Source organism: Aminobacterium sp. UBA4908, from assembly GCF_002398115.1.
Classification (GTDB): Bacteria; Synergistota; Synergistia; order Synergistales; family Aminobacteriaceae; genus Aminobacterium; species Aminobacterium mobile.
Genome location: NZ_DHCG01000002.1, coordinates 526,597 through 552,558 on the forward strand (window position 1 = coordinate 526,597; position 25,962 = coordinate 552,558).

A 25,962-nucleotide genomic window follows, 5' to 3' on the forward strand; every position below is an offset into this window, starting at 1 on the left:
AAATACCATAAAAAAACGGAGGAAAAATTTCTCCCCTATTCTTTCCACGTTAAGGTGGCTCCCTTCTCCACGTAAAAAATCCCTTCTTCTGTAATACGGCCAAATGCCCCTGCAAGGGTCCCTTTATCATGCTCAGCATAGATTCCTTTTGGGAACGTCCATTCAGCATTTGTGCTGTTCCAAATGGCTTCTGGCGCTTTCCAATCTACAGTAAAATCCTGCCCCTTGGTAACCCCTTTTGGCTCATACAAAACACCTCCAGAAGAAGACTCTTCAAAGGTCCCTGAAGGAGCTTTCACATCCCACTGCTTCCCATCAGAGGAAACGCCTTCCATTGTAATCTGTGAAGCCTTAATCTGACCAGATTTACGTTCTGTGCGCTCTGCGTGAATAGCCCAAAGACCTCCAGAAATCTCTTTTTCTACAGAAAGGCTCTCTACTACAATCGCTGGCCCTTCCTTCACCGCTTTTTTTACTGCGTCCGGATCAAGATGAAGGTCTTGCCAAGCCGACCAAAGATAGAACGCAAATAAAAGAGCAACTCCTATAATTAAAAGAGGAATTTTAAACTTACCACTGAACATGCCAGCCATGGTCTTCCTCCACCATTTTTATGGTCACCTTACGTAACGTGCGGACAAATAACATTTTTTGCACTGCTGAAACTCGAGCTCTATTCCCTTCCCACTCTACAACATAACTTTCATTCAATGGCACCCGCATATTTGCCTTCTCTACATCCTCTTGAAAAGCTTTCTGCCCCCACAGCTTTTTCGATGACGGAGAAAGAAAGGTGTACATAGCATCATAGTCCCCACGTTTCCAATAGGACAAAAATCTTTCTAACACTTCCTCGCGACTTTCCTTGTCTGAAGGAGTAGAGGCAGTTGCCTTTTGAGATTCCTCCCTCTCGTCCCCCTTTTCTGGAACAGATATGGGTTTTAACCCTGAGAGATCCACTTTCGCTGTCGGAGGCACGGCAGGAGCTACTGGAGGAAGGGGGACAGGCATTTCGGCCTCGCTCGCTTCAACAAAAGCACTTTCATTTTCCTGCTTTTCTGCCCGCTTTGCTTTCGTTTTTTCACGCTCTAACACTTCTTTTTCTTTGGAGCTTTCTTCTATCGGAGGAAGGTCCAATACAATTTGATCTTTTTTCCTATTGCTCTGTCCTGGAACAGTAGCTACTTCCTGTTGTCTGTCATTAGAAGAAGCTCCTGCAAAATTAAACATCTTTTCATCTTCTATTCCCAGTCCTTTTATCGCTACAGAAAAAGAAGAGGCATTTTGATATGGGAAAAAGACGAGACCCTGTACTACTCCGCTAATGGGTTCATCAAATTTTCTCTCGTAAGATGTGGGCTTCACTCGGCTTCCATCACGTAACACAAGGGAAACATTCTCCGAAAAAGGGCTGAGAGATAAAGAACGAGCACCAAAAGAATAAAAAGTAATTAGGAATGGCTCCGATTCTCCTATACGAAGTTGTTCCATAAATGCTTTTTTATACGCATCTCTTTCTCCAGGAGATAAAGCAGCCCGGGTCGATTCCGCATCGACCCAAGGCTCCACTAACTCTTCAGGATAGTGAACAATCCAAACCAGACAATCTCTTCCCCAATGGAAAACTGTCCACTTTTCCAAAATATCTGTAGCTCGCGCCAAAGGTTCCAGACCCCAGGAAGGAGAGACGAGACAAAACACTCCCCAAAACACCAGGCAAAACAACGTACACCGTCGTTTCATCGCAATGCCGCGAGCCTCCTTTTCTCTAAAGCCTAAAATCAATAATAGCAGAAACGCCAACTCCCTGAACCCGCTTAAATTGTTTAATAGGGTTTTCTGAGTCGATAGGTATGAGTACTTTTACTCGAAGACGGTCTCTGAACGTAACTTCCAATTGAGCCACCGCTTTTGTTTTTTGTATAGCTTCTCCTCGGGGTCCAGCTACCTGAGCTGCCCCAATACGCGTACCTGTACCTAAAGAAACAATAGGAACGACTTTCGTATGTCCCTCTACTTTCGCTCCTTTATTGAACGTAACCTTGTTAATAAAATCATTAAGAGGCCCTGCTACTTGAGTGACCAAGAAACCGCCACCCACCACTCCTACAATATCCCCTAGATTAACAGCCCAAGCAATGCCTCCTAAAGAAAAGACGAGAGCCATCACCAAAACTGCTATTCTTTTTTTTGCTCCTTTCATGAAAAACCACTCCTTCTCTACTCGTTGCAAAAGACTATTCCAAATTTACATGATGATGTTAATTAATAGGTGTTAAAGTATCGTCCGTTGTTTCCGTCGTATCTGTATTTATCGTATCGGCAGAAGTGCTTTTAGCGCCTGTGTTTGGTGCGTTATCACTGCTGGCTTCTGCTGCATCCTCTCCACTTTGAGTTGCACCTGCCCCTCGAAGCATCCCCTGTAAACCAGCAGGAACAGCGTAGGCCGACACCCGAGCAGTCTCTGCTGTCTCTATAAAAAGCTCTGTTCCCGCAGGAATTTCTTTAGCATCTCCACGAACTAGAAAACCACCTGCCAACCCTACAGGACCAAACAGAATGGCACCAATAAAGCTCGTACCAGCAGCTGCTATCTGAGCATTTTCTGCTTTCGCAGCCTTTTTAGACTCCTCGCCTATAGCTACTGGAACGGCTTCCGGTCCCAAAGGCTTTAAAGTATCGACACCTATTTTTATCTCTGCCGGACGCCCAAAACTTCGAGGCTTTGTAACTGACTGGACATGAGCAATAACACGACTTCCTGCCGGAGCTAGAAGAAGGGCCTCTGAAACAAGATCTTCTGCTAACTCTAAATCCACGGGATCACCGGCTTTTACGCCGCTCGGGGTAAGGGTTTTCGTAAACTTTACCTTCATAACCCGCGCTGCTGGTATCTCCGCATCCTGCCATTGAACCTGTTCGGAAAGAATAAGACCTAATATTCTCTCTAACCGCATGGCAACTGGTTTATCTGGGTGAGCTGTCCCTTCGAGCATAGATTCAAGCGAATCGACTCTGCGAGTTACAGGACCATACCCATCAATCCGTTGAGAAACAGCCCATTCAGCAATTCCTAATTTAAAAAGCATGGAAGGTTGACCGGAAGTTCCCTTTTCGATGAAATCCAGAATAGCTGTCTGTCGTTCGGCAATACTTCCAGGGAGCTCTCGTCCGAAAAGATCTTTTTCAATATTGCTTAGACGTTCAATCAAGCCACCAGATTTTTCTCGCCCGTAGAGGATATCTTCAACATGATTGAGCGTCTGCAAAGTAGAAGAACTTTCGTCTTCCTGAGCCCCCAAAGGCATACTCCAAGCCCCAAGAAAGAGCACTGTCAAAACTATAAGCGACGCTGATATCTTCTGCAACTTCCTCATAGTGTTCCCTCCTTTTACACCATTGTCGGTACGCTACTTTTCCACCATATTTACCGCAGCCTGTATAAAACCAACAAAAAGCGGATGTGGTTTTACCGGCCGTGACCGAAACTCTGGATGGAACTGAACTGCGATAAACCACGGATGATCTGATATTTCCACGATCTCTACTAAGTCTTTTTTCTTGTACACTCCCGCTACTTTAAGCCCTGCCTTCTCTACGAGATCGCGATATTCGTTGTTAAACTCGTAGCGATGGCGATGCCTCTCATAAACAACTTCTTCATGGTAAGCTTCAAAAGATTTCGTTCCAGGAACGAGAGCGCAAGGATACGCCCCCAACCTCATAGTTCCACCTAAATCAGCCACATCGCGCTGCTCTTCCATTAAGTGTATAATAAGGTTTTTGCCATCTTCCTGCACTTCCGCCGTATTGGCATCTGAAATGCCACATACATGCCGAGCAAAATCAATCACCGCTACCTGCATACCTAAACAAAGTCCCAAATAAGGTATTTTTTTCTCTCGAGCATAACGAGCTGCTTCTATTTTTCCCTCAAGGCCTCGAGCCCCAAATCCCCCTGGTACCAGGACACCATGGACACCCGCAAGCACTTTTTCAGCTCCCTGTTCCTCTATAGCTTCAGCTTCCACTGAGCGGATACGAATTCGTACTTTGTGATAAACTCCTGCATGGTTCAACGCCTCTACAACGCTCAAATAAGCATCTTTATGGTTTATATATTTTCCAACCATAGCTATCTCTACTTCGCCATCAGGATTGCAAAAACTCTGAACAACTTTTCGCCAGTCTTCAAGATCTGGCTCTACCTCGCTTTTTACAGATAAACGATCCATCACTAATGTATCGAAATGCTGATCGTACAAGCTTAAAGGAACTTTATAAATTGTAGGTTCATCAAGAGCTTCTATTACAGCTTCCTTCGGCACATTGCAGAAGAGGGCTATTTTCTCTTTCATCTCATCACATATAGTATAGTGGGAACGACAGACGATGATATCGGGAAGAATGCCTATTCTCCGTAATTCCTGCACACTATGTTGCGTCGGTTTTGTTTTTAGCTCTCTGGCTGCTTCCAAATAAGGCACAAGGGTTACATGACAATATAGTACATTTTCTCTCCCTACACGCGTAGCCATCTGACGAATAGCCTCAAGGAACGGCTGACCCTCTATGTCTCCTACTGTTCCACCTATCTCTGCTATGACAATATCATTATCGTCAGCAGCTTTGAGAATACGTTCCTGAATCTCATTCGTAATGTGGGGAATAACCTGAACCGTTCCGCCGAGATAACAGCCATGGCGTTCTTTCGATATGACAGTAGAATAGATTTTCCCCGTAGTCACGTTGTTATCAGCGGAAAGAGACTCGTCAATAAAACGCTCATAATGCCCCAGGTCTAAATCTGTTTCAGCTCCGTCATTTGTCACAAAAACTTCCCCATGCTGAAAGGGATTCATTGTTCCCGCATCCACATTCAGATAAGGGTCTAGCTTGATAATTGAGACTCTAAAACCTCTTTTCTTGAGAAGCACACCCAGCGACGCTGCTGTAATGCCTTTCCCAAGAGAAGAAACTACTCCGCCCGTAACAAAAATAAACTTTGTCATGGATTGATCCTCCATCCAGGAATAGAAATATCAAAAAAGATGGACCAGGGCCTCAAAAAACTCCCTGGTCCAGTTTAACGAAATAATACTCCCATGTCATGGGGCCATACGCCTATCGAAGAACCTTCAAAGGGTTTATAGGCCTATTATTCATACGTACTTCGAAGTGGAGATGCGGACCTGTAGCTCTCCCTGTAGAACCTACATAAGCTATAACCTGCCCCTGGGATATTTTTTGCCCATTACGTACAGCCAATTTAGAACAATGGGCATATAAAGTCGAATACCCGCCTCCATGGCTCAATACCACAACCCGCCCATATCCACCCATCCAGCCGGAATAAACTACATGTCCCTCTTTGGCCGCCCGAATACGGTATCCACGGGAAGCTTTAATATCGATACCAGTATGGAAACTTTTCCTTCTCGTCACTGGATGCCGACGCCAACCAAAAGGGCTATTAATGCGACCAACTACAGGCCAGCGGAAAGAGCGAGAGTATGTTGCGCCACCAGATTTAGAAGAAGATTTACTTCCTCCGTTATCAGCGTTAAGAACTGAAACTTCAGGACGGGCTTCCGGAAGGAATATTTCCTCCCCTGCCTTCAAGCTGTTTAAATCCATATTCCCATTAACTTCTAAAGTTTTCTCTTTCGATATTTGAAATTTTTTAACAATACCGCCAAGAGTATCGCCTTTTTTCACCGTATAGAAAATACCATCCTGATTAGGGATACGAAGTTCTATTCCAGGTTTTAAAACATTAGGGTCTTTCAAATCATTGCTTCCGAAAAGAGTATCAATTTCGAGACTGAAGGTGTTTGAAATAGACCAAAGGCTATCGCCATTCGCTACTTTATACTTTGTAACATCAAGAGGTTTCACTTTCTCTCGTTTGGCAGCTACTCTAGCCTTTCGAGTTCGTACTTCCTCCAAGACAACATCTACGGCTTCACTGGAAACAGGAATAAGAAGCTGCTGATTTAATGTCAATTTATTAGGATTTTTTAACTCATTAGCACGAGCTATCTCGTCAGCCGACACATTATAACGGCTGGCGATATCTCCGAGAGTTTCTCCTGATTTTACCGTATATTCTTCCCACCGGGGCATTACTTCAGAAAGAAGAGTGGATTCCGAGTCTCCTTCTTCTCCAGACTCACTTTGATCCTGCCCAGAAGAGTCAGTTTCTGTAACATCTGCACTCTCCCCTTCGCCTGCCATAAGCACTGGCTCTTCTGAATAAGCCGACTCATCAGCAGGAAGAGGTCCAATGCCGCCCTCCTCTTCACTCGCAGCTTCTGGTTCGCTTGCTACCGCTCCTGACATATCGATAACTACAAAACCCGCCGGCACGTGGGTATCTTCTTCATTTTTATCATCGCTATCGTTCTGCTGAAGATTTCCCCAGGCTACCCCTGCGGAACGGTTACTCGCACAAACAGTGAGAAAAACAGCTGTACTGAACATGAGCAGCATAACGATCATAAAACCCATGCGGCCCGATTTAGAATGATTTCCTTTACCTGGAGAATCGTTCATCATCGTCCCCCCTTAACACTCTCAATACTTTATACTACGCCATCTTAATGGTCAACAGGAAATCTTTATTTGTCTGGCTTTTTTTCAGCTTGTCGATAATGAGAGATAAAGCCCCAGCTTCATCAACGTTTACCATCCGACGGCGCAAGAGCCATACTCGGCTCAAGTCATCTTCTGGCATCAGGAGTTCTTCTCGGCGTGTCCCAGATTTCGTAATATCCACAGCCGGGAAAATCCGCTGTTCTGCCAGCTTACGGGAGAGATGAAGTTCCATGTTTCCGGTACCCTTAAACTCTTCATAAATAACATCATCCATACGGCTTCCAGTATCTATCAGTGCCGTTCCCACTATGGTAAGACTTCCTCCTTCCTCTATATTCCGAGCCGCACCAAAAAATCGCTTCGGGAAATAGAGAGCTGCTGGATCCATACCACCAGAAAGCGTCCTCCCAGATGGGGGGACAACAAGATTTGAAGCTCGTGCCAAACGCGTAATAGAATCAAGGAGTAACACTACATCTTTTCCAGTCTCTACCAAACGTTTTGCTTTTTCTAAAGTTAAATTGGCCACTCGCAAATGTTCTTCTGCCGGCCGGTCAAATGTAGAGGCAATAATTTCTCCGTCTACAGACCGAGCCATATCTGTTACCTCTTCAGGACGTTCGTCTATAAGAAGAACCATGAGGATAATATCAGGATGATTGACAGTAACTGCATTCGCTATTTTTTTGAGTACTGTAGTTTTTCCTGCTTTAGGTGGAGAAACCAAGAGAGCCCGCTGACCTTTGCCAATAGGGGCAAAAAGATCAATAAGCCGTGTGGATATTTCATTTTGATCTGTTTCCAGCGTTAATTTGGAGTTCGGGAAGATAGGCGTTAAAGCGCCAAAATGTGGTCTTTTTCTTGCAGCTTCCGGATCGGCAAAATTCACCATTTCCACTCGTAACAACGCTTCATAATGCTCCTGATCTTTAGGGGGACGAACCATTCCCCAGATTACATCGCCATTTCTCAAGCCAAAGCGGCGGATCTGCGAAGCCGAAACATAGATATCATGATCGCTTGGCAGCAGCCCTTTCGGACGAAGAAACCCGTACCCCTCATTCAGAGTCTCAAGGGTCCCACCACCGAACCGATAGTTAAGCTGTTGAGCCTGAGTGCTTAAAATAGCGATGATGAGGTCGTCTTTGCGGAGAGCGGAAAAACCTGTAACACCCATGTCTTTAGCAATTCGACGAAGCTCCGTAATTACTTGAGAAGCCAGTTTAGCGTAGGTGTAGCGAGGTTTAGGAACACTTCTTACCTCCACTTCTGTCTCGTTCATCTCGGCCTCTTCCTCTGGTTCATTTTCTGGCTCCTGGGCGCTATTTCCCGACACTGCGTCCACAACCCCATTATCTATAAACTGATTATCTGTCATGGCTTTTGCGATACCCCTCCCAATCAGAAATAAATTGCCGCAACCCCTTCTCTGTCAATGGATGCAGGAAGAGTTGCGTCAAAACTTTAAATGGTACTGTCGCTATATGGGCTCCAGCCAAAGCAACTGCCGTCACATGGGCTGGATGGCGAATACTCGCCGCAATAATTTGTGTATTGATACCCTGCACCTGGAAAATATCCGCTATATCTTGAACAAGGCCAGCCCCATCTTCACCTATATCATCAAGGCGTCCTACAAATGGGCTGACATATGAAGCCCCGGCATTTGCAGCCAAAAGAGCTTGCTGTGGAGAAAACACAAGAGTTACATTCGTAGGAATCTTTTCTTGTGAAAGGACCTTCACCGCACCCATACCTTCTGGCGTCATAGGGATCTTCACCACTATGTTGGGGGAGAGAGAGGCAAGAGACCGACCTTCTGAAATCATGCCTTCCGTATCAAGAGCTATAACCTCTGCACTAACAGGACCATCAACTATACCAGTAATAAGCTGAATAAGATGGTGGAAGTCTGAAGCCCCTTCCTTTGCCACTAGAGATGGGTTTGTTGTCACACCGGAAATCACACCCCAAGAAGCAGCCTGTTTCAGCTCATCAAGATTGGCTGTATCCAAAAAAAACCGCAAGTATATCCCCTCTTTACATTATTATTCATTATTTATAGTTTTGACTCAGTATCGGAAATTTCAAAAGCAAGGCTGGAATAGACGGTTCCATCATAACAAACTTGCACATTATACATTCCCATAGGCAAAGGGGACCCATCTTCCCGAAGAAGGCAAAAGACCTTCACTCCCCTCCCTGGAGAAAGCAAGAGAACCTCGGAGTATATAAGATGGTCACCATAATACCACTTAATGCGTATATTGCTTCTTTTGCTATCCAAAGAGTAGTCAAAAGACAGGCACAGCTGGCGAACTCCAAAAACAAACTGGGAACCAGTATGGAGAGGTCGCATTTTCTCGTCCACTTCATCGCATAAAACTACGTTTTCAAGCTGGAAGGAAGAGTCTGCCGTTCGTCGATTATGTTTTACGGCCCAAAAAGATAAGCCGAGAAGAAGTACTATACAAGAAGCAACCAATAGGAGGAATAATCTCCCATTCCTAGACATTATAACCATCGCCCCTCAATTATGACAAGCTCAGAACGGAAAAAACCTTTTCAGGTCCAGAAAAGCCAAATAGATTATACAACTGGTTCTACAACCAGCAACATGCCTCATATAAAATATAATCAAAGATTCCAGATGGGACGGAGTTGATTTCGTTATGAATAAAAGCTCTCTGGCTTTCAGTATCTCTTTCGGAGCCATTATGGCTGCGTGTGTCACTATTGCAACGTTACTAAGTATTCCAATGCCTGGATTTCGGATCTATTTTAACATGGGAGAAGGAGCTATTTATACCATTGCGCTCCTGTTTGGCCCACGATATGGAGCTCTTTGCGGGGGGATAGGGGCTTCTCTAGCTGATCTTATTTTAGGCTACCCCCTCTGGGCTCCATTTACTCTTATCATCAAAGGATTAGAAGGATATGCAACCGGTAAGCTCCGAAAGAAAAATCGTCTCCTTGCTGTTATAGGAGGAGCCATTATTATGGTTATTGGATACACAAGCATGGCTACCATACTCTATGGCATCCAAGCCGCTCCTATAGAATTTGGGACAGACCTGGCACAAACCGGAATAGGTGCTACCGCAGCTTCCATATTGACTCCTATTATAGAAAAACGCCTGAAGCCTTTTTTTCTGTCGAATTAAAAGCCTTTTTCCATAAAAGGAATAAGTCTTGAACCACATGTTGATGCATGGAAAGAGGGAACCCGTCCACAGAAAGTCCTCTTTTCTTCGTCACGCCATCTACAGCTCCCGCTTTGAAAAGAGCGTGTGCGATACACTCTTCCTCTTCAGGCGAGTGCCCAAGCCATCGCCCCTCCATAAAAGAAAGCAACGTTGCTAATCCGTATCCTCCCCAATTCGATACATCTACAGGGAGAGCCATATCCGCTTCTGTTATAGAAAGAGCATTTTTAAAATCTGGAAGTATATGACATAAAGAAGGGAAGAAATATCCCATACCTGCTTCGTTCCCACCATCGCCTACTGCCAAAACCGGAATTGATTTCTTATGGGCAAGGGCAATAGCATCATCAAGGGGGGCCGTCCATGGCGAAACATCTTCCATGCGCATATTACAATAACCGCCACTAGAATTCTTTCCCAATCGCTCTATATAAATGAGAAGATCAAAAGGAGCGAGAGATAGAAGCTCTTCTCCAGTGGACGCCCCTTTGACAGGCGCCCCTTGCAGACGTGCAGAGGCTTCACAAAGCACTGGCATACATAAAGGATCAGTAACCAAGGAAACACGCCGCCCCGCACGGGACAGAGCGCGCCCCAACACAACAGCCCCTCCTGGCCCATCCGTTTCAGGGGCTCCAGCCTCCGGCACATAAAAACCAGTTATAACAGCAACAGAAGAAGTTCGTTCCAGCATCTTCATAGCATGCTGCCACAAAGAAGGGGTACAAAGCAAAGAAGCTCCGCGTCCCCCTCTATTCGTGCTCACTAAAGCACAAATATCCTGAAAAAAAGTCATCATATGCTCAACTTCTCTACAAGTTCCAGTTTTTCTGGACTGAGTCTTTTCTTTGTCTGCCATGACTCTGCCAAAGGAGTGAGGGCCATTTGATGTGCCATGGTTCCTACCATAACACCATGTTTCCCTTCTATAAGAGATTCTACAGCGAACGCTCCCATCCGAGATGCTAAAACAGCATCGAAAGAAGTGGGGCTGCCGCCTCTCTGAATATATCCCAAAACCGTTACACGAGCATCATACCCCGCCGTATCCTGTAGTTGAGCCCGAAGGGCCGATGCAGACATGGCACCTTCAGCTACAATAATGAGTGAGTGGGTTTTGCCCCTCGCTCTTGTATCGTGAAGCTTATCACATAATTTACCTAAACTAAAGGGAAGTTCTGGAACCACTAGATATTCAGCCCCGCTAGCCACTGCCACTTCGAGGGCGATAAAACCTGCTTCTCTTCCCATGACTTCCACTATAAAAAGCCGATCGTGGCTACTCGCCGTATCACGAAGTTTCTTTACCGCTTCAAGAGCAGTGTTAACTGCTGTATCAAAGCCGATAGTTTCATCTGTACCAGCTACATCATTATCAATAGTTCCTGGAATGCCAATCACAGGGAATCCCTTCTCGTACAACTTTTGAGCTCCACGAAAAGAACCATCCCCTCCAATGATGGCAAGCCCATCAATTCCAGCATTTTTAAGTTGAAAAAAAGCGCGATTGACGCCTTCCTCTGTTTTAAAACGCTCGCTTCGGGCTGTTTTCAAAATAGTTCCGCCTCTATGGATAATACCACCTACCGATGACCGGGTTAGTGGCACAAATTCTCCATCAATAAGCCCTTCAAAGCCTTTCATCACACCTACAGCCTCAAGACGACGATAGATGGAGGTACGCACAACAGCTCGAATAGCGGCATTCATACCAGGGGCATCTCCTCCGCTCGTTAAAACAGCAACCCGTTTCACGTAGTACCGCCCTCCTTTAACAAAAGAGGACGGCACAAAACATGCCGTCCTCTTATCTTCTTCATCATTATTGACGCTGCAACTCGTCTACACGTTTCTGAATCTCTTGCAGTTCTGCATTAACCTTATCAAGTTCGCCCTCAAGATTCTTCTTCTCCTCGTTGAGTTTATCGAGGCGTTTGATCAAACGATCTAGTTCAAGACGGGCGGCAGCTTTACCTGCGTAGAGCTTTTCTGGGTGGTCATCAGCTACATCCCAGATATATTCAATAGACTTACCCATAGTTACCGGACTAATGCCTCCATTTATCGTAAGGCGTACAGACTTTACTCCCTCAAGAATAGGCTTCCCTTTTTCATCATACCGAGGGAAGTACACAAACCCTTCACGCTTACCCTGCAACTTAAAGTTAAAACGCTTGTCGTAATCAACAGGCTGTAGTTTTTTCTTTCCTACCCACAAAGTAAGTTGATCATTAAAAGGCGCCATGTGCAAAGATGGGCCACGATTATCGAAAGCGATAAAAATAGGAATGTACTCGCTCAAATTCAGTGTCTTCAAAAGTTCATACTTATACTGCTCAGACTCGTCAGCTGTCCACAAATTCTTTTGCGCCTCGCTCTGCACTAAGGCCTCTACATATTCAGAGGCATAATAAGACGCCGTCACCCACAGTTCACTGCCTATGTCGTTTTCGTAATGATTCGTCTTCGACCAACGACTCAATATTTTCTCGTCTGCCAAGCCGGGGAAAGCAGATCCCAGCAGGAATAACACGGTACAAGCTCCTATAAGGAATCGTCTCAGCTTCACGCACTGTCCCTCCTCAAGTTCAACACAAACTGGGAGTATTATACACTGCAATAGCCTATGAAAAAAGGGGAACCCAATTTGGGTTCCCCTTTTAGCTACTTAATTAACAACTCAACCAGCTTAGAATACCACGTGGGTACGGAAGCGAACTACGTTATCGTCAACGCCTTTTACAGCCTGGCTGTTCTCGATCTTATCATAGAGCAACTCGAAAGAAAGAGCTGGGGTGTAATAGTACTTCACACCAACAGTCCAGTTAGTGGTGTCGTCAATAAGGGCACCTGTTCCACGAGCGCTTCCACTCAAATAGCGCTGGAAAGTGCTCCACTTGTCGCTCCACTTCTGGTTCAACTTCACGAACAGAACGTTATCATACTGATTTCCAAGATCCGTTCCGGTTACTGTACCATAGAGATCCCAAGGACCATCGGTAAGAGCTGTGAAGTTCTCGTCGAAGTCTAAGTACTCAACCCAAACAGAGGTAAAGCCAAGAGCTTCCTGCTTGACATCAAGGATAGCCTGCCATGCTGCCGGCTTATCTTCACCAGTTGTTACATTCAAACCAAGATCCTCTTTGTAGTAAGCACCTCTGACTGCCCAATTATCGCTAAAGTTCACGCCAAGAGCCGCCCACCATACGTTAGCATCATCTTCCAGATCGCCACCAGCAACATCAAGATCTCTCTGGATATAGTTTCCAGACACCCAGAACTTCTCGTTGAAGTTAAACTTTACACGAGCACCATACTCAAAAACTTCATCAATATCAGCGTCTTCTCTTGAAGCGTAAGCTGCAAACTCACCCATGCTGAAGGGTCTTGCAAAGTAGAAACCTTTATGAGCTCTATCGGTGAAAAGAGCATCATTATCAGTATAGAGACCGTCTTCATCCTGCCAGTCCATGGTCCAAAGTCCAGCCTTCATGGCAAAGTCCCAAGGAAGGGCAACATCGATCCAGTAGTAATCCCAACGAACATCGTTACGAAGAGTCCCATTGCCGTTACCCTGTCCCAGACGAGCCGTGAAGGTTACTTTGTCGTCAACCTTCTTGCGCATCCAAATACGGTAACGATTCAGGTTAAAATCGGTATCTCCATTATTCGTGTAAAGCCCGTTCTCTTCATCGGCGAACTTAGCATCGAAACGGAACTCGCCCCAGAATTTCCAGCCGCCAAGGTTCTCTTCAAGAACGGCTACTCTGCTGTCAAGTTTGTCAACCTTCACGCCAAGAGCGTCAAGCTCGTCTTTGAACTCAACAACGAGTTTCTTCAGCATCTCAACATCCTGCTTGCTGGCTTTGTTCATGTCAACAACAGCCAGTGCGCGGGCAACGAGAGAAGCCATTTCATAACGGGTCATGGGCTGGTTCCCTTTGTAGGAGCCATCAGGATAGCCGGAAACTACACCACGAGAAGCAAGCTGGCCTACTGCATCATAGGCCCAATGGTTCATAGGTACATCCATAAACGGATTGGCAGCAAATGCTGGTGCGGCAAACGCAACCAGAACTGCTACTGCAACAAGTGCAAGAATCTTTTTCATATTTGTGCAACCCCCTTGGTTGTCTTTTTTTGTATTTGCGGGATCACACATTCTTTTTGAAGACCTTAGAGAAGTATCCTCGTTTCCTTCTTTTGTCTTCGCAACAGAACTGTGTTTTCTCCGCCCTCAACATCCGCTCCCTCTTTATGGCCGGGGGTTGTCGGCACCTCCTTTCCTGCCTTCAGAGATACTTACGGATGAATGAAGCAATATAATGAACCAAGTTAAATTATCAAAGAACTCAGCAATTTCGCTGGTTATACTACCGTGAAAGTTACTTTATGAAAATAGGACTTCTGTATCATTTCACATAATCCTTCATGCTAACTATGCCTATTAAAGTCCAATATAGTATAGCACCTTTAAAACGGAATGAAAACATGTCGCCAGCCAAACTGTAAATAAGTTGACTTGTTATAGAGGCAAAAATAGCATAATAAATGTATTTACCTTTCTCGTTGCAATTCCCTTTCTGAAAAGCAAGCCAGGCTCCCCGGAGGTGTATGGCAATAACGAGAAGCAATGTAGGAATACCTCCAAAAATAGCAATGTTAAGATACATGCTATGTGCGTCATCCCGATATACGCTCAGTTTTGTTATTTCAGGATTCCACCAGGAAGCATTTACCTGAGCAAAGGCCTGAGAGAAATCACCCCATCCCCACCCTATAAGAGGTTTTTCTTTTATTAGATTCCATGCACCTTTCCAAATATAAATTCGATGAGTAGAAAAGTTATCTATGTCATTTATAGAAAGGATTTGTTGTACTTCTCGCTGAAAATAGGAAGCAAAGGCCACTCCTTTTTCTGGAAGCCATATTGTTAAGACTAAAAACGTTACGACACTACAGGCAAGAAAGGATAAAACAAGAATTTTGATCTCTTTCGAAGATATTCGACTTACCCAAAGTTGCAGAAGAAGGGCAATGCCCCCCGCTATCCATGCTGCTGAGCTAAAACTGACAATAAGAGCAAGAATACTCCCCCAAAAGAGCAGGGCATACCCCCAAGCGAGAAGTCTATTCTCGCTCTCGAAGAAAAGAGCTAAAACAAAGGGTACAATAATACATGCATAAATACCAATCGTATTGATATTAGAAAAAAGCTCTCGCGTGAGAAGAAGCAACTCTCCCCCAATGAGGTGGACAAGAGATAAGGCTATACCTAACGTCCATACATGTTTCCATCGCCTCAAAGCACCTTGCTCTTGAAAAACATAAGCGGCAAGCCATATGGCAAAAGAAAACTCTAATGCTAAAGAGATCCCTTTCCCCCATGAATAAAGATCATGTTTGAATAACGAAGTGGAAACCACAGCCCAAGAAAGGAAAAGCAAGAGAGCCCTCGATATAAAAGGGTCAAGAACGCCTCTGAAAGATTTACCCTTTCGTAAATCCATCCCCAATCCTACGAAAGCAAAAAGCCAACCTAAATAACGTAAAACAGGCCCCCAAGGAGCCATGAAAATAGCAAACAAAAAACCAAATTCAGCCCAAAATATTTGACGCTTCATCTTTATATAAAGCCCCTTTATTCGTGATATGAGAGCACCTGAATGGCAGCGTTAAAGACTATCTCTTGTCTTGTGACCATCACGCCAGCAAAGAAAGCGTTGCATTCAATACTTTTTGTGGAGTAATGGTCTCCATACATGGGAATGAGCATCTCCAGTTTTGACACCCCACATGCGTACATTCAGCTAATAAAGCTACTATATTTTTATAGCCAGCCTCATGAGGCTCAGTGGGGCCAAATAAACCAATAAGGGGAACCCCCAGCTCCTCAGCAAAATGAGAAGGCCCCGTATCACCACCGATTACAAGAGACGCTCGCGCTATCATAGCACCCATTTCCAAGAAAGATAACTGGCCTGTTGCATTGCAGACTTTGTTGTTTCGGGTTTCATGACATAACTGTTCAGATAATCTTTCTTCTGTTGTGCCATGCCCTATAATGCAGATATTCGCGTCGTACCCAGCAAGCATATCCAAGAAACGCACCCAATGGCCGATCGGCCAGCACTTTTCAGGTTTGCTCGCTCCAACAACACAAACGATAAGGGGAGCTTTATCAAATTTGAATTGCTTTCTTATGGTTTCTTTCAATTCATCGGGAATAAAGATATGCGGGCCCTTTTCTCTATGAACATCTATGTTCAGGAAACTCCATGGATCATAGGTAAAATAATTATGAAAAAAAGGGATTCGAGCGTGCCAGCCAATGCACACAGGAGCGCGAGAAAACAGTGTCATGAGTAACGAACGGTCTGTTCCCTTTAAGTCAAGAACTACATCGAAATGCCTCTTCCTTATGTTATTGAGAAGTTTTAAAAAACCTCGGTTCCCTAAAGAACGATCCCAGGAGAGAACATCGTTTACAAAAGGTTGAACTTCCACAAGTTGTTTATAAGGAGAACATGATAACCATGTAACAGAGAGGTCCGGATAACATTTTTTAAGCGCTTTAACACCGGCCATTTTTTGCACAATATCGCCAAAAGCACTATAAGCTATTACAAGGACACGTCCACGAAGAGGTGGTAACTCTTTAATAGCCATGGAATTCCTCCAGTACTCCTCTGCAGGCCTCAAAAACTTTATCTACACTAAGAGCCGCGAGACAACTTCCCACTCCCCGGGTACAATTTTTTCCTTGTAGACACGGTGCGCATGGTACCGGAGGGATGACTGCGCGGTGTACTGTTCCCCACGGCCCATTGATTTGTGGCAGGGACGGGCCATAGATACCGACAACTGGAGTAGAGAGAGCAGCAGCCATGTGTAGAGGGCCAGTATCATTCGACACAACCAAATCTGCTGCTGCAAGCCACGCAGCCAGAGTAGGAAGGGAAAGACGTCCTGAAAGATCAAGCCCTGCGTCTTTTAGTTTTGAAAGAACTCTAGCAGCAAGTTCTTGTTCATAATCGCTATATCCAATGACACCGATCAGCGCACCATATTTTTTCGCCAAGAGACATGCAAGTTCGCCATAAGATTCTACAGGCCAACGTTTGCTAGAATCTGCTCCAGGGTTCAATATAAAAAAAGGTCTCCCTTTTCGAAGAGGGCTCAACTTTTTTTCTACTTCATACTTATTCTGAGGGGATATATAAAGCCTCATATTACGATTCCATATTGGTACTCCCATGGACGATAAAAAATAAAGCCATTTTTCTACTTCATGAATCCTCTTGGGGAAGAAAATTTCTTTCACCGCTAGCAAAGGAGCGTAGAGAGCCCCGCTAACTATGGGCATTAAGGTTTCTCGTAAATCCAGTACGAGATCAAATTGACCTTCTCTCATTTTCTTTATAGCCTTTAAACGCCCAGATATCCCGGAAAAGACTTTCTTACGGTCGTAAAGATCAACATTATCCCACATAGGATCATCCACGAACATGTCGATAACACGTGGAGGAGCCCAAAGCGTGAAATGAGCATCAGGCAATAAACAGCGCAAATTTCTAAGAGCCGCCGTTGCAAAGAGCATATCTCCAATACAAGAAAGGCCTATAACAAGCACTCGAGAAACACGAGATTTTTCTATATTCATATTATTCCTCTGATGATGTTGAAAATAAAAACTTCTATATTCCATTATGTATTTGGATTTAAGCGTTGAGATTCGTCTTTAAGTAACATCTCAAACATTGAGCAACCACAACACATTAGGTAGGCATATGATACGAAGTGGGGGAAACAAGAATTTCCCAATATTTCTCTATTTCCCTAGCTCCGTTTTGTTCTGTACTAAAAATCTATATAAATCCTCGTGCTGACACGCTATGGGTTCCACCCGAAAACGGGCTGCACTTTGAGAGGCACGAAGACCAACCTCGGTGAGATCAGCTTGATCTAAAGCAAAAGACAGGACACGACATAAACCATCAACATCACCTGGCTTTACGAACCAGCCATTTGAACCTTCTTCTAAAATATCAAGGGTTCCACCAATATTTGTAGCAATAGCAGGGAGTCCAGACGCCATGGCTTCCAACAACATGAGACTAAAACCTTCCGGACCACCTGAAGGCTGAACAAAAATATCCGATGCCCAAAGATGCGGGCGAACATCTGAGGCGAATCCCCAAAACGTGGTTCGGTCTTGAAGACAATATTCTTCCACAAGCCTTTCAAGATGTTTTCTTTCTGATCCGTCTCCCACAAGCCAAAGAACCCAATTTTTACTAGATTCAATTTTTGCTGCCGCTTTTATAAGAACGTCAAAAGCTTTCCACTTTACAAAACGCCCCGCACCTAGAACTACTATCTGGCCTTCTTCAATCCCTGCTTTTTCGCGAAGCTCTAACCTCTTCTCTTCATTTCTTATGTAACGCTCAAAGAGTACAGGGTTATGAATAGTAGAGACTTTTTTCTCAGGAATTCCCTGGTCTATCATGTGCTTTGAAACCGCCCGTGAACACCCAACGAGGTGTGTAACATGGGTATAATATTTTGTTTTAGGGTACTTATCGAGAGTCGCCACTACAGGAATACCCAATTTATATCCCCAATAACCGCCAAGAGCCGCTGCCGAGGAAAGGCGGGTATGAATCAGATCAGGTTTTACGCTCTTTACAGTCTTCCCCACTTCCAAGCAAAGAGCCGGAGCCCACGGGAAGGGGGCTTTACAGGTTCGTACCTCAAAATTATGCTCCCGAGCTATAGAGGCTAATGTTCCATACTCCGGACACATAACTACATTACATATTCCCTTTGTTCGCAGAGCATCAAGGAGTTGCATCCAGGGCTGGACCCATGCTAAATTTCCCTCATTTACGTAGTGAAGAACTTTCAATAAATGTCTCCCCCTCACACTGTATATGTCATCAATGCCTTCCTATAAATAGTCTCAACTGTATCAGTCATTTGGTCGAGAGTTGGAATGATGTCAGGGTCAAATTTACAAATTGTTTTTTTTGTATTGATGAAAAACTGCAAAGCATTACTCCAAGCATGAAGATTGCCTGGCGGTAACAACCCTTCATCAGATTTTGCAAGCTCCCGAACCGGCAATATATTTGATGCTATAACTGGAACTTTCATCTGGATAGCCCTGGCCAGAGTAAGGGGCATCCCCTCCCCATACGATGGGAAAAGGAGGCATGAGCAACGCTGCATCCAATAATCGGGATCGTCACGGAAACCATAAAAAGTCACGCGATCTTCCAGATCAAGATCTTTTACACGGTTTTTAAGCTCTTCCATAATAGGTCCGTCACCTAATACATCTAAAGACCAGGAACCTTGCAAACGAGGCAGTACTTCAATTATATCTTGAATTCCTTTTACCTTGGAAAGACGTCCCACGAAAAGGAAACGTGTTGTAACATCTTCGGAGTCCGGCCCCTTCCAATAAAAAGGAGGTTCGGTTAATCCATTGTGTATAACTTGAGTATTTCCAGAAAAACAAGATACCATGCCATCTTCTACAGCATGACTAACGCATATGACTTTAAACGCTTTGCGATAGGGGTAATAGATCCACGGAGATTTATTCCCGAAGAGAACATGGCCTGTCACTATGTACGGTATATTGGCTTTTTTTGAAGCCCACATGGCTATCCACGCAGGGACTCTGGAATGTGCATGGAGAATATTCCATCCCTCTAGTTTCGCTCGATCGGCTATTTTTTGAGCACAAGACCATGCGGTTAAGGGGTTCTTTTTATGGACAGGGAGAATCCATTGCTTCACTTGAGAGTGAAATAGGGAGGTCATTTTCCCTCCTGCCGAAATAATTAACACTTCGTGGCCACGCTCTACTAGCTTTTCAGTCATCCAGAGTAGATGGCGTTCCACGCCCCCTTCCTGAAGTTCTGGGACTAGTTCAATGATTTTCATTCTTTCCACCTCTCTATAATCCACAAAGCGGCACGTCGAGCTTCGTTAAAATCAGTAACAGAGCTCTGATAATCACCATCAAGCTCATCAAGACAATGTGCGGAATACTCTACTAAACACCTTTTTTCTTTCAATGCATCAAAGAGGGTATTGAAACGTGAAATACCCCACGAATAAAAAGGTTTCATACATGTTTGAAGCACCTTTTTTATTCCCTGTCGATGCTCCACTCGCATTAATATAACACGATGCCCTGCCGTTACAGCCTCTGAAACCATGGAGACAGAATCTTCCGTACAAAATACCCTATTGCAGAGCCCCATCATGCCAGGAACAGGATTCATAGGATCTTGGGACGCAAGAAGAAGCATTTTTACCTGAGGGCTTTCTCCCGCCACTTCAATAAGAGCCTGCTCCGCTTCTGCTGATGTTCGTCGTGACGTAGTAATGTAAAGATCTATATTTTTTTCTTGAGCTGCCCTGATAATAGGTGAAATATTTTTGTGCATCCATATGGAGCTTATACAATAATTAGCATCATCGCCACCAATAAGAAGAGCCCAACGACGATGAGATTCTGGAGGATATATGGAAGACAGTTCTTTCGACGCTTCACATAATTTTTCCGGAAAGATCGAGTTAGGGGCACCAAGAGTCGACAAAACGTTTGCTTCTCCTTTCGGCTTATCATGAAGAGGCACTACTGCAAAATCAAAAGGATCCGTACCTATGAAGGACGGAGTCATAAGGGCACAGCTTTTTGACCCCAAATATTTAGAAAGAGCTACGTTAAAAGCCGCTGCACCGCTTCCTGCCGAAATAAAAAGAACGCGTCTCGAATCAACTTTATTTTTTTGAAGATGGAGCTGACATTCTTCCACGAGGGGATGCCCCCCCGATTTTGCAAACCAACAATGCAGCTCTTCTTTGTTCATAGAAGGAAGGCGTCGTCCTTGCAATTTCAAAAGGTAAAATTTCATAAATCCTGAGATTTTAGGGACTTGAAATTCAACAATCTCCGCACCTGTATATTTGGCAAGCCACCCGGCAATCCCTCGGCTTTGAAAAAGATGGCCGCGAATTCCGTCACTGAGGATAATGACCATCTCAGGGGATTGAGACATATACGTTCCTCCTTACAGAGTTATTTTACCCATAATGCGACGAACAGCCTCTAGATCCTCTGGTGTGTCCACGCTCGGACCGCGATGCGTTACTTTCGTCTCTAGTACCTTCATACTGTAGCCATTCTCCAGAATTTTAAGCTGTTCAAGAGACTCTACAGTAGAGAGGGGGGTATTCTCAAGCTCTACATATTTCATGAGAAAATCTTTTCTGTAGCCATATATTCCAATATGCTCATACACAGGAAGAGATGCTTGAACTCTGAAATAAGGAATAGGTGACCGGCTAAAATACAAGGCAAAACCCCTTCTATCCCGTACAACCTTCACCACATTCGGATCAGAGAGAGCCTGCTCGTCTGTAATAGGTGCACACAGGGTGGCAGATACTACCGTTTCATCTTCCATAAGAGCTCCGGCCACCTCATCAATCATCTGAGGGTCAAGCAAGGGCTCATCTCCCTGAATGTTGATCACGAGATCTACATTCATATTTCTAGCCACTTCCGCCACTCGGCTTGTCCCGTTAGGGTGATCCGCTCCAGTAAGTACTGCATTGCCGTTAAAGGCCTGTACAGCCTCCACAATTCTCTCATCATCAGTAGCCACAATAAGAGCACCTATAAGCGATGCGCGGGAAGCCTGCTCATAAACATGCTGAATCAAAGGTTTTCCACAAATATCAGCGAGAGGTTTCCCTGGCAAACGGGTTGAACCGTAACGTGCTGGAATCACTCCAAGAATATTCATGGTTATAGTCGATACTCCTTTGCTTTCTGGAGAAGCTTTCCCCTATTGAGGAACTTCACTTCATTCACAATCCACTCGCGCATGGCTTTCCCTTCCTCTGTCTCCTGAGAATAGCTCATGAAATCGAGGGATATATTGAGAGCCTCGGCAACTCGCCACGCCATAAGAGGCCATACTTGCCCTATATCACCGATAATGGGAATGCTCCCTTCATGTCGGGCAAAAGCAGACATTTCCATACGGAAAGGAATTCTTGATATTTTAGTTTTAGGAAGCCCCTTATTGATGGCCTCCTGAATCATGGCACTTTGTTTCTGCAGATCCTGAGCTTTTCTCAAGTTTTCGTCGAGGTCAATCCGGATCAATGTCTTATCTCGAAGGCTATAGGTTTGAAGGCCTTTCCACCACGACCAAATGCCGTGACCTGTATAACATTCAAAGGGGCCGTCATGAATTTCCTGGGTCAGGGCTACTGCCGACTCTATAATGATATCGGCATCTCCCAACATATGAGCGATACGCATGGAACGCTCGCAGATAGAAATGCTGTCTCCAATAGCCATCCCGACATGGCCACTTCCAATCATCTGAGGGATACTTACAAGTACTGGAAGTCCTTTTTCCGCTCCAATACCGATCATGGTGTGATGATCGGCCCCCCACCCAGCTACAACTTCAAAGGGGAGACCGTACGCTCGGCATATGGTTAAAATTTCTCCCGCTATCGTTTCATTTCGAAGCCCCATCGGATATGCCATATTACCAGCAGCTTTAAGAACTATATGGCCGTCAACTTTATTCCCCTGTTCAAGGAGCTGTTCATCAAGCACCATTTCTTGACGAATTTGTTGTAGCGCATCGGCCGTAAGCTGCGTGAATTCAAAAACATTGCCACGCGGCATAAAACGTTCTTCGAAGCCGAGGTCTGCTGCATTGCACATTTTGACTTTATCGAGGGCCCCTGCCATTTCATGTCCTACCACAGCAGAACTGGTAGTCACTCCATCGATAATGCCTTTATCCATAAGTTCAGCGATAAGAGTAGTTACCCCCTCGTGGATATTAGGGCCACTACCAGTAGCAACAACAATTTTGCCATTTTGCTTCTTGACCGCAATCATCTTCTCTACCGCTTCATCTAAACTCTCTTGAGAGCGCGAATCAAGATTATTGTAGAATTTTTTTAACAGATCCTTGTTCAGATTCATATGCTCATCTCCTCTCGGATCTCTTTCCACGACGCTCGGGCGGCGCCTCCCACCTGTTCAAAATAAAGGCGCGAGCCTTTTTGAACAGTTTCTCTAAGAGATGGCGAGAGGCTTCCCATCCATCGCTTCGCCATTTCATCTGCACTCCTGACAACTACAGATACATTAAGATCACCCAGCGCTTCTGCCGCTTCAGGGAAATCTTCCATATGAGGGCCATGACACACCGGCACTCGAAAGGCAGCAGCCTCCATAAGGTTCTGTCCACCTTTAGGGACGAGGCTTCCTCCTATAAATGCACTATCAACAACACCATATAATTCAAAAAGAACTCCTATTTTATCTACTATTAAGATAGACCAGCCTTCGGACAAAGAAGAAAGCCGGCAGGTACGAGCAACATTCCCAGCTAATCGCTCTACATCAGCAGCTCTTTCGGGATGACGGGGGACAATAATAAGCCGAGCCTTTGGGAAACGTTCGCGAACAATGCGAAACGCCTTGAGCACTATTTCATCCTCACCAGTGTGGGTACTCCCTGCCAAAAAAAGCGGACGTTCTGTGCCAAGAGTGCTCTGCCAAAAAGAAAGATCTACATCTTTATGGCGCAAACGAAGAGCATCTACTTTGCAATCTCCCGTTACAACTATCTTATGGGCAGATACTCCTAGAGAGAGAAGGTGGTCAGCATCTTTATCAGAACGAACCATAAGGCGGGTAAAACAAGAATAAATATCTCTCCAAAAATGAGCGCTTTTTTTAGCTCTCGCAGAGGTAGACACAGAGAATCTTCCATTAACGAGAAAAGCCGGAATACGCCTCTTCTCAAGTTCCTTCAATAGATTAGGCCATATTTCAGTTTCTATTACCGCATAGGCGCGAGGGTTCATATTATCAAGAGCCCTTTTAATAATCCAAGGGATGTCCCAAGGATAGTATATATGGGTGTTAAAGAGATGGGGAGTCAGTTGATACGCCATAGCACGACCGGTAGGCGTCGTTGTCGAAAGCACTACCGGAATGGAAACCGGATCGGTATGAACCTCTTCTAAAAGAGGCCACGCCGATTGGACCTCTCCCACTGAAACAGCATGAACCCATAAAGGTCTTTCCGAAAACATCCTTTGTTTTTCTGGAGCGTACAGAGCTTTTCTTTCAGACAGCCCTATCTGGTATCTCTTCGCCAACCAAGGGTACACTGCGAGGTAGGCAGCAGACACTAGGGCTCGGTACATACTATAGTTCAGCTTATGCCACCCCCGCCTTTAAAATTTCATGAAGGTGAACTATCCCTATAGGCTTATCATCCTTAACCACAACTATTACAGAAATTTCTTTTTCCTCCATAATACGAACAGCTTCGGCAGCTAGCCGATCAGGCCCTATAGTAATAGGATTTCGCGTCATAGCCCCAGCTACAACATCTGTAAGGCACTCTACCCCTCGCCGAGCTATGAGACGTCTGAGGTCTCCATCCGTAAATATCCCCTCTAATTTTCCATTCTCATTCACAATAATAGTGGCACCATACCCCTTGCTCGTCATTTCGAAAAGGGCGTCACTTACTTTTACGTGGTTTCTGACGACAGGTAATTTTTCTCCCGCTCCCATAACGTCCTCTATTTTTGTAAGAAGCCGGCGCCCCAAGGCTCCGCCAGGATGGAAGAGGGCGAAATCGTCTTCGCCGAGACCGCGAAGCTCCGTAACCATACCAGCCAATGCATCTCCAATGGCTAGCTGTAACGTGGTGCTGCTCGTTGGAGCCAAGTTCAAAGGGTCTGCCTCCCTCTCCACGCTTGAATCAAGAACTATATCCGAGTTTTTCGCTAAAGGAGAAGAGAGCCCCCCTGTGATGGAAACCACTGGAGCGCCAAGACGACGGAAAAAAGGAAGCAACGCCACAACTTCATGGGTACAGCCACTATTGCTGATGAAGAGCCCCACATCTTCTCTGCAAACCATGCCCAGATCGCCATGTGATCCCTCTGCTGCGTGGAGAAAGAAGGAAGGGGTTCCAAGAGAAGCAAGAGTTGCAGCTATTTTCCGCCCAATGAGACCTGACTTACCCATCCCTATAACAACGAGACGTCCTTTACAATCATGTATCAGCCTTGCTGCTTTTACGAGCTCGCTTCCCAGACGCCCAGCTGCCTTGTTTAATTCCTGGGCTTCTTGTTGCAGTACCTTACGCCCGATTTGCAAGAGACATGCATCGTCAAGATCTATACCGGCTCGCTCACGAGGAAGACACACCATGGCTACGCCTCCTCTGCCCAATCTATATCTGTTTTTCCCATTCCCTGTTCTACGGTATACCATAGTTCGCTAATCTGTCGCAAAAAATACTCCAGCTTATGGAGAGGGACCATGTTCGGACCATCACTCTTTGCTTGAGCGGGGTTAGGATGAGTTTCAATGAAAAGACCGTCTATGCCTATCGCAGCAGCAGCTCTGGCCAAAGGAAGGGCAAAACGGCGGTCACCACCACTGGAAGAACCTTTCCCCCCAGGCATTTGCACACTATGAGTCGCGTCAAAAACAACTGGGCAGCCTAGGCTGCGCATGAGTACAAGGGATCGCATATCCACTACTAATTGATTGTATCCCATGGTTGTTCCCCGCTCGCAAAGGATAACGTGAGGATTGTTCGCTTCACGACACTTCTCCACTACTTGTGCCATATCCTGGGGAGCAAGGAACTGAGCTTTTTTTATATGAAGAGGATGCCCCGTTTCAGCGGCCGCCACGAGCAAATCTGTCTGACGGCAAAGAAAGGCTGGAATCTGTAAAATATCTGCCACCTCCGCCACTGGTTCTGCTTGCCACGACTCGTGAATATCGGTGAGAATGGGAACACCTAAACGACGTTTTATCTCAGCCAATTGTTCAAGCCCTTCCTCCATACCAGGTCCGCGGTAACTATGGATTGAGGTACGATTGGCCTTATCGAAAGAAGCCTTGAAGATATAATTCAAATGGAGTTTATCGCATACCTCTTTAGCTTTTGTCCCTACTTCCAAACCTAATTCGAGACTCTCAAGGGAACATGGTCCGGCAATAATGACGAGGGAGTCGCCCCCGACCGTAAAATTTCCAACAGGTACTTTTTGTGTCATTCTTCTA

The 25,962-nt window shown here is 45.1% G+C and carries 25 protein-coding genes; 1 reads left to right on the plus strand and 24 read right to left on the minus strand.

Annotated elements, in window-relative coordinates; all coding sequences use genetic code 11:
• Nucleotides 1-35: 35 nt before the first annotated feature.
• From B4J50_RS03425 to B4J50_RS03465, 9 genes are all read right to left on the minus strand, one after another.
• Complete coding sequence (locus tag B4J50_RS03425; protein ID WP_024821789.1) at nucleotides 36-593, minus strand: hypothetical protein; 558 nt, start codon at nucleotides 591-593, stop codon at nucleotides 36-38.
• A complete protein-coding gene (locus B4J50_RS03430; RefSeq protein ID WP_286847313.1) occupies nucleotides 571-1,743 on the minus strand; it encodes a hypothetical protein in 1,173 nt (390 codons plus the stop codon). The genes B4J50_RS03425 and B4J50_RS03430 overlap by 23 nt, the downstream gene beginning before the upstream one ends.
• Nucleotides 1,744-1,768: 25 nt before the next feature.
• Nucleotides 1,769-2,203 carry a hypothetical protein gene (locus B4J50_RS03435; RefSeq protein WP_024821787.1) on the minus strand — a complete coding sequence of 145 codons (435 nt, stop codon included), beginning with the start codon at nucleotides 2,201-2,203 and terminating at the stop codon, nucleotides 1,769-1,771.
• 58 nt (nucleotides 2,204-2,261) lie between these two features.
• Nucleotides 2,262-3,377 (minus strand): hypothetical protein, encoded by a 1,116-nt coding sequence (locus B4J50_RS03440; protein WP_286847310.1) that lies wholly within the window; start codon nucleotides 3,375-3,377, stop codon nucleotides 2,262-2,264.
• Nucleotides 3,378-3,410: 33 nt separating this feature from the next.
• Nucleotides 3,411-5,012 (minus strand): CTP synthase, encoded by a 1,602-nt coding sequence (locus tag B4J50_RS03445; RefSeq protein ID WP_024821785.1) that lies wholly within the window; start codon nucleotides 5,010-5,012, stop codon nucleotides 3,411-3,413.
• 112 nt (nucleotides 5,013-5,124) lie between these two features.
• Complete coding sequence (locus B4J50_RS03450) at nucleotides 5,125-6,558, minus strand: LysM peptidoglycan-binding domain-containing M23 family metallopeptidase (protein ID WP_286953925.1); 1,434 nt, start codon at nucleotides 6,556-6,558, stop codon at nucleotides 5,125-5,127.
• 31 nt (nucleotides 6,559-6,589) lie between these two features.
• Nucleotides 6,590-7,879 carry a transcription termination factor Rho gene (gene rho, locus B4J50_RS03455; protein WP_156923368.1) on the minus strand — a complete coding sequence of 430 codons (1,290 nt, stop codon included), beginning with the start codon at nucleotides 7,877-7,879 and terminating at the stop codon, nucleotides 6,590-6,592.
• Nucleotides 7,880-7,964: 85 nt separating this feature from the next.
• Complete coding sequence (fsa, locus tag B4J50_RS03460; protein ID WP_024821782.1) at nucleotides 7,965-8,624, minus strand: fructose-6-phosphate aldolase; 660 nt, start codon at nucleotides 8,622-8,624, stop codon at nucleotides 7,965-7,967.
• 32 nt (nucleotides 8,625-8,656) lie between these two features.
• Nucleotides 8,657-9,112 (minus strand): hypothetical protein, encoded by a 456-nt coding sequence (locus B4J50_RS03465; protein ID WP_024821781.1) that lies wholly within the window; start codon nucleotides 9,110-9,112, stop codon nucleotides 8,657-8,659.
• Between the two features lie 157 nt (nucleotides 9,113-9,269).
• Here B4J50_RS03465 and B4J50_RS03470 point away from each other — a divergent pair, with 157 nt between their 5' ends.
• Entirely contained in the window at nucleotides 9,270-9,761 is a 492-nt protein-coding gene (locus tag B4J50_RS03470) for an ECF transporter S component (RefSeq protein WP_286847303.1), read from the plus strand.
• On the opposite strand, the gene B4J50_RS03475 is transcribed toward B4J50_RS03470, so the two are convergent.
• From B4J50_RS03475 to kdsA, 15 genes are all read right to left on the minus strand, one after another.
• Nucleotides 9,721-10,602, minus strand: coding sequence for a DUF4392 domain-containing protein (locus tag B4J50_RS03475; protein ID WP_024821779.1), 882 nt, complete (start codon nucleotides 10,600-10,602; stop codon nucleotides 9,721-9,723). The genes B4J50_RS03470 and B4J50_RS03475 overlap by 41 nt on opposite strands.
• Nucleotides 10,599-11,558, minus strand: a complete 960-nt coding sequence (pfkA, locus tag B4J50_RS03480) for a 6-phosphofructokinase (protein ID WP_024821778.1) — start codon at nucleotides 11,556-11,558, stop codon at nucleotides 10,599-10,601. The genes B4J50_RS03475 and pfkA overlap by 4 nt, the downstream gene beginning before the upstream one ends.
• Nucleotides 11,559-11,625: 67 nt before the next feature.
• Complete coding sequence (locus tag B4J50_RS03485) at nucleotides 11,626-12,372, minus strand: coiled-coil domain-containing protein (RefSeq protein ID WP_024821777.1); 747 nt, start codon at nucleotides 12,370-12,372, stop codon at nucleotides 11,626-11,628.
• A 120-nt stretch (nucleotides 12,373-12,492) separates the two neighbouring features.
• Nucleotides 12,493-13,965, minus strand: a complete 1,473-nt coding sequence (locus tag B4J50_RS03490) for an S-layer homology domain-containing protein (RefSeq protein WP_286953928.1) — start codon at nucleotides 13,963-13,965, stop codon at nucleotides 12,493-12,495.
• 250 nt (nucleotides 13,966-14,215) lie between these two features.
• Nucleotides 14,216-15,427, minus strand: coding sequence for an O-antigen ligase family protein (locus B4J50_RS03495; RefSeq protein WP_024821775.1), 1,212 nt, complete (start codon nucleotides 15,425-15,427; stop codon nucleotides 14,216-14,218).
• Nucleotides 15,428-15,506: 79 nt separating this feature from the next.
• Entirely contained in the window at nucleotides 15,507-16,472 is a 966-nt protein-coding gene (locus tag B4J50_RS03500) for a glycosyltransferase family 9 protein (RefSeq protein WP_024821774.1), read from the minus strand.
• Nucleotides 16,462-17,466, minus strand: coding sequence for a glycosyltransferase family 9 protein (locus B4J50_RS03505; protein ID WP_024821773.1), 1,005 nt, complete (start codon nucleotides 17,464-17,466; stop codon nucleotides 16,462-16,464). The genes B4J50_RS03500 and B4J50_RS03505 overlap by 11 nt, the downstream gene beginning before the upstream one ends.
• Nucleotides 17,467-17,634: 168 nt before the next feature.
• Nucleotides 17,635-18,711, minus strand: coding sequence for a glycosyltransferase (locus B4J50_RS03510; protein ID WP_286846221.1), 1,077 nt, complete (start codon nucleotides 18,709-18,711; stop codon nucleotides 17,635-17,637).
• Between the two features lie 14 nt (nucleotides 18,712-18,725).
• Entirely contained in the window at nucleotides 18,726-19,757 is a 1,032-nt protein-coding gene (locus tag B4J50_RS03515) for a glycosyltransferase (protein ID WP_024821771.1), read from the minus strand.
• Nucleotides 19,754-20,881 (minus strand): mitochondrial fission ELM1 family protein, encoded by a 1,128-nt coding sequence (locus tag B4J50_RS03520; RefSeq protein ID WP_286846222.1) that lies wholly within the window; start codon nucleotides 20,879-20,881, stop codon nucleotides 19,754-19,756. Before B4J50_RS03520 ends, B4J50_RS03515 begins: the two co-directional genes overlap by 4 nt.
• 12 nt (nucleotides 20,882-20,893) lie before the next feature.
• Nucleotides 20,894-21,631: a 3-deoxy-manno-octulosonate cytidylyltransferase gene (gene kdsB / locus B4J50_RS03525; protein ID WP_024821769.1), complete on the minus strand. Its 738-nt coding sequence runs from the start codon at nucleotides 21,629-21,631 to the stop codon at nucleotides 20,894-20,896.
• A 2-nt stretch (nucleotides 21,632-21,633) separates the two neighbouring features.
• The gene (locus tag B4J50_RS03530; protein ID WP_024821768.1) at nucleotides 21,634-22,839 is read right to left on the minus strand and encodes a hypothetical protein; all 1,206 of its coding nucleotides are present in this window, start codon (nucleotides 22,837-22,839) and stop codon (nucleotides 21,634-21,636) included.
• Nucleotides 22,836-24,074: a 3-deoxy-D-manno-octulosonic acid transferase gene (locus B4J50_RS03535; protein WP_286846223.1), complete on the minus strand. Its 1,239-nt coding sequence runs from the start codon at nucleotides 24,072-24,074 to the stop codon at nucleotides 22,836-22,838. The genes B4J50_RS03530 and B4J50_RS03535 overlap by 4 nt, the downstream gene beginning before the upstream one ends.
• A gap of 13 nt (nucleotides 24,075-24,087) precedes the next feature.
• Nucleotides 24,088-25,095, minus strand: a complete 1,008-nt coding sequence (locus B4J50_RS03540) for a KpsF/GutQ family sugar-phosphate isomerase (RefSeq protein ID WP_024821766.1) — start codon at nucleotides 25,093-25,095, stop codon at nucleotides 24,088-24,090.
• 2 nt (nucleotides 25,096-25,097) lie between these two features.
• On the minus strand, nucleotides 25,098-25,955 hold the full coding sequence (gene kdsA / locus B4J50_RS03545) for a 3-deoxy-8-phosphooctulonate synthase (protein ID WP_286846226.1): 858 nt from the start codon (nucleotides 25,953-25,955) through the stop codon (nucleotides 25,098-25,100).
• Between the last annotated feature and the right edge of the window lie 7 nt (nucleotides 25,956-25,962).

Bases quoted from the DNA above. Each gene is read 5' to 3' on its own strand.
- B4J50_RS03425 (WP_024821789.1), bottom strand. From the start codon at position 593: ATGGCTGGCATGTTCAGTGGTAAGTTTAAAATTCCTCTTTTAATTATA.
- B4J50_RS03430 (WP_286847313.1), bottom strand. From the start codon at position 1,743: ATGAAACGACGGTGTACGTTGTTTTGCCTGGTGTTTTGGGGAGTGTTT.
- B4J50_RS03435 (WP_024821787.1), bottom strand. From the start codon at position 2,203: ATGAAAGGAGCAAAAAAAAGAATAGCAGTTTTGGTGATGGCTCTCGTC.
- B4J50_RS03440 (WP_286847310.1), bottom strand. From the start codon at position 3,377: ATGAGGAAGTTGCAGAAGATATCAGCGTCGCTTATAGTTTTGACAGTG.
- B4J50_RS03445 (WP_024821785.1), bottom strand. From the start codon at position 5,012: ATGACAAAGTTTATTTTTGTTACGGGCGGAGTAGTTTCTTCTCTTGGG.
- B4J50_RS03450 (WP_286953925.1), bottom strand. From the start codon at position 6,558: ATGATGAACGATTCTCCAGGTAAAGGAAATCATTCTAAATCGGGCCGC.
- rho (WP_156923368.1), bottom strand. From the start codon at position 7,879: ATGAACGAGACAGAAGTGGAGGTAAGAAGTGTTCCTAAACCTCGCTAC.
- B4J50_RS03465 (WP_024821781.1), bottom strand. From the start codon at position 9,112: ATGTCTAGGAATGGGAGATTATTCCTCCTATTGGTTGCTTCTTGTATA.
- B4J50_RS03470 (WP_286847303.1), top strand. From the start codon at position 9,270: ATGAATAAAAGCTCTCTGGCTTTCAGTATCTCTTTCGGAGCCATTATG.
- B4J50_RS03475 (WP_024821779.1), bottom strand. From the start codon at position 10,602: ATGATGACTTTTTTTCAGGATATTTGTGCTTTAGTGAGCACGAATAGA.
- B4J50_RS03490 (WP_286953928.1), bottom strand. From the start codon at position 13,965: ATGTGTGATCCCGCAAATACAAAAAAAGACAACCAAGGGGGTTGCACA.
- B4J50_RS03495 (WP_024821775.1), bottom strand. From the start codon at position 15,427: ATGAAGCGTCAAATATTTTGGGCTGAATTTGGTTTTTTGTTTGCTATT.
- B4J50_RS03500 (WP_024821774.1), bottom strand. From the start codon at position 16,472: ATGGCTATTAAAGAGTTACCACCTCTTCGTGGACGTGTCCTTGTAATA.
- B4J50_RS03505 (WP_024821773.1), bottom strand. From the start codon at position 17,466: ATGAATATAGAAAAATCTCGTGTTTCTCGAGTGCTTGTTATAGGCCTT.
- B4J50_RS03515 (WP_024821771.1), bottom strand. From the start codon at position 19,757: ATGAAAATCATTGAACTAGTCCCAGAACTTCAGGAAGGGGGCGTGGAA.
- B4J50_RS03520 (WP_286846222.1), bottom strand. From the start codon at position 20,881: ATGTCTCAATCCCCTGAGATGGTCATTATCCTCAGTGACGGAATTCGC.
- kdsB (WP_024821769.1), bottom strand. From the start codon at position 21,631: ATGAATATTCTTGGAGTGATTCCAGCACGTTACGGTTCAACCCGTTTG.
- B4J50_RS03530 (WP_024821768.1), bottom strand. From the start codon at position 22,839: ATGAATCTGAACAAGGATCTGTTAAAAAAATTCTACAATAATCTTGAT.
- B4J50_RS03535 (WP_286846223.1), bottom strand. From the start codon at position 24,074: ATGTACCGAGCCCTAGTGTCTGCTGCCTACCTCGCAGTGTACCCTTGG.
- B4J50_RS03540 (WP_024821766.1), bottom strand. From the start codon at position 25,095: ATGGTGTGTCTTCCTCGTGAGCGAGCCGGTATAGATCTTGACGATGCA.
- kdsA (WP_286846226.1), bottom strand. From the start codon at position 25,955: ATGACACAAAAAGTACCTGTTGGAAATTTTACGGTCGGGGGCGACTCC.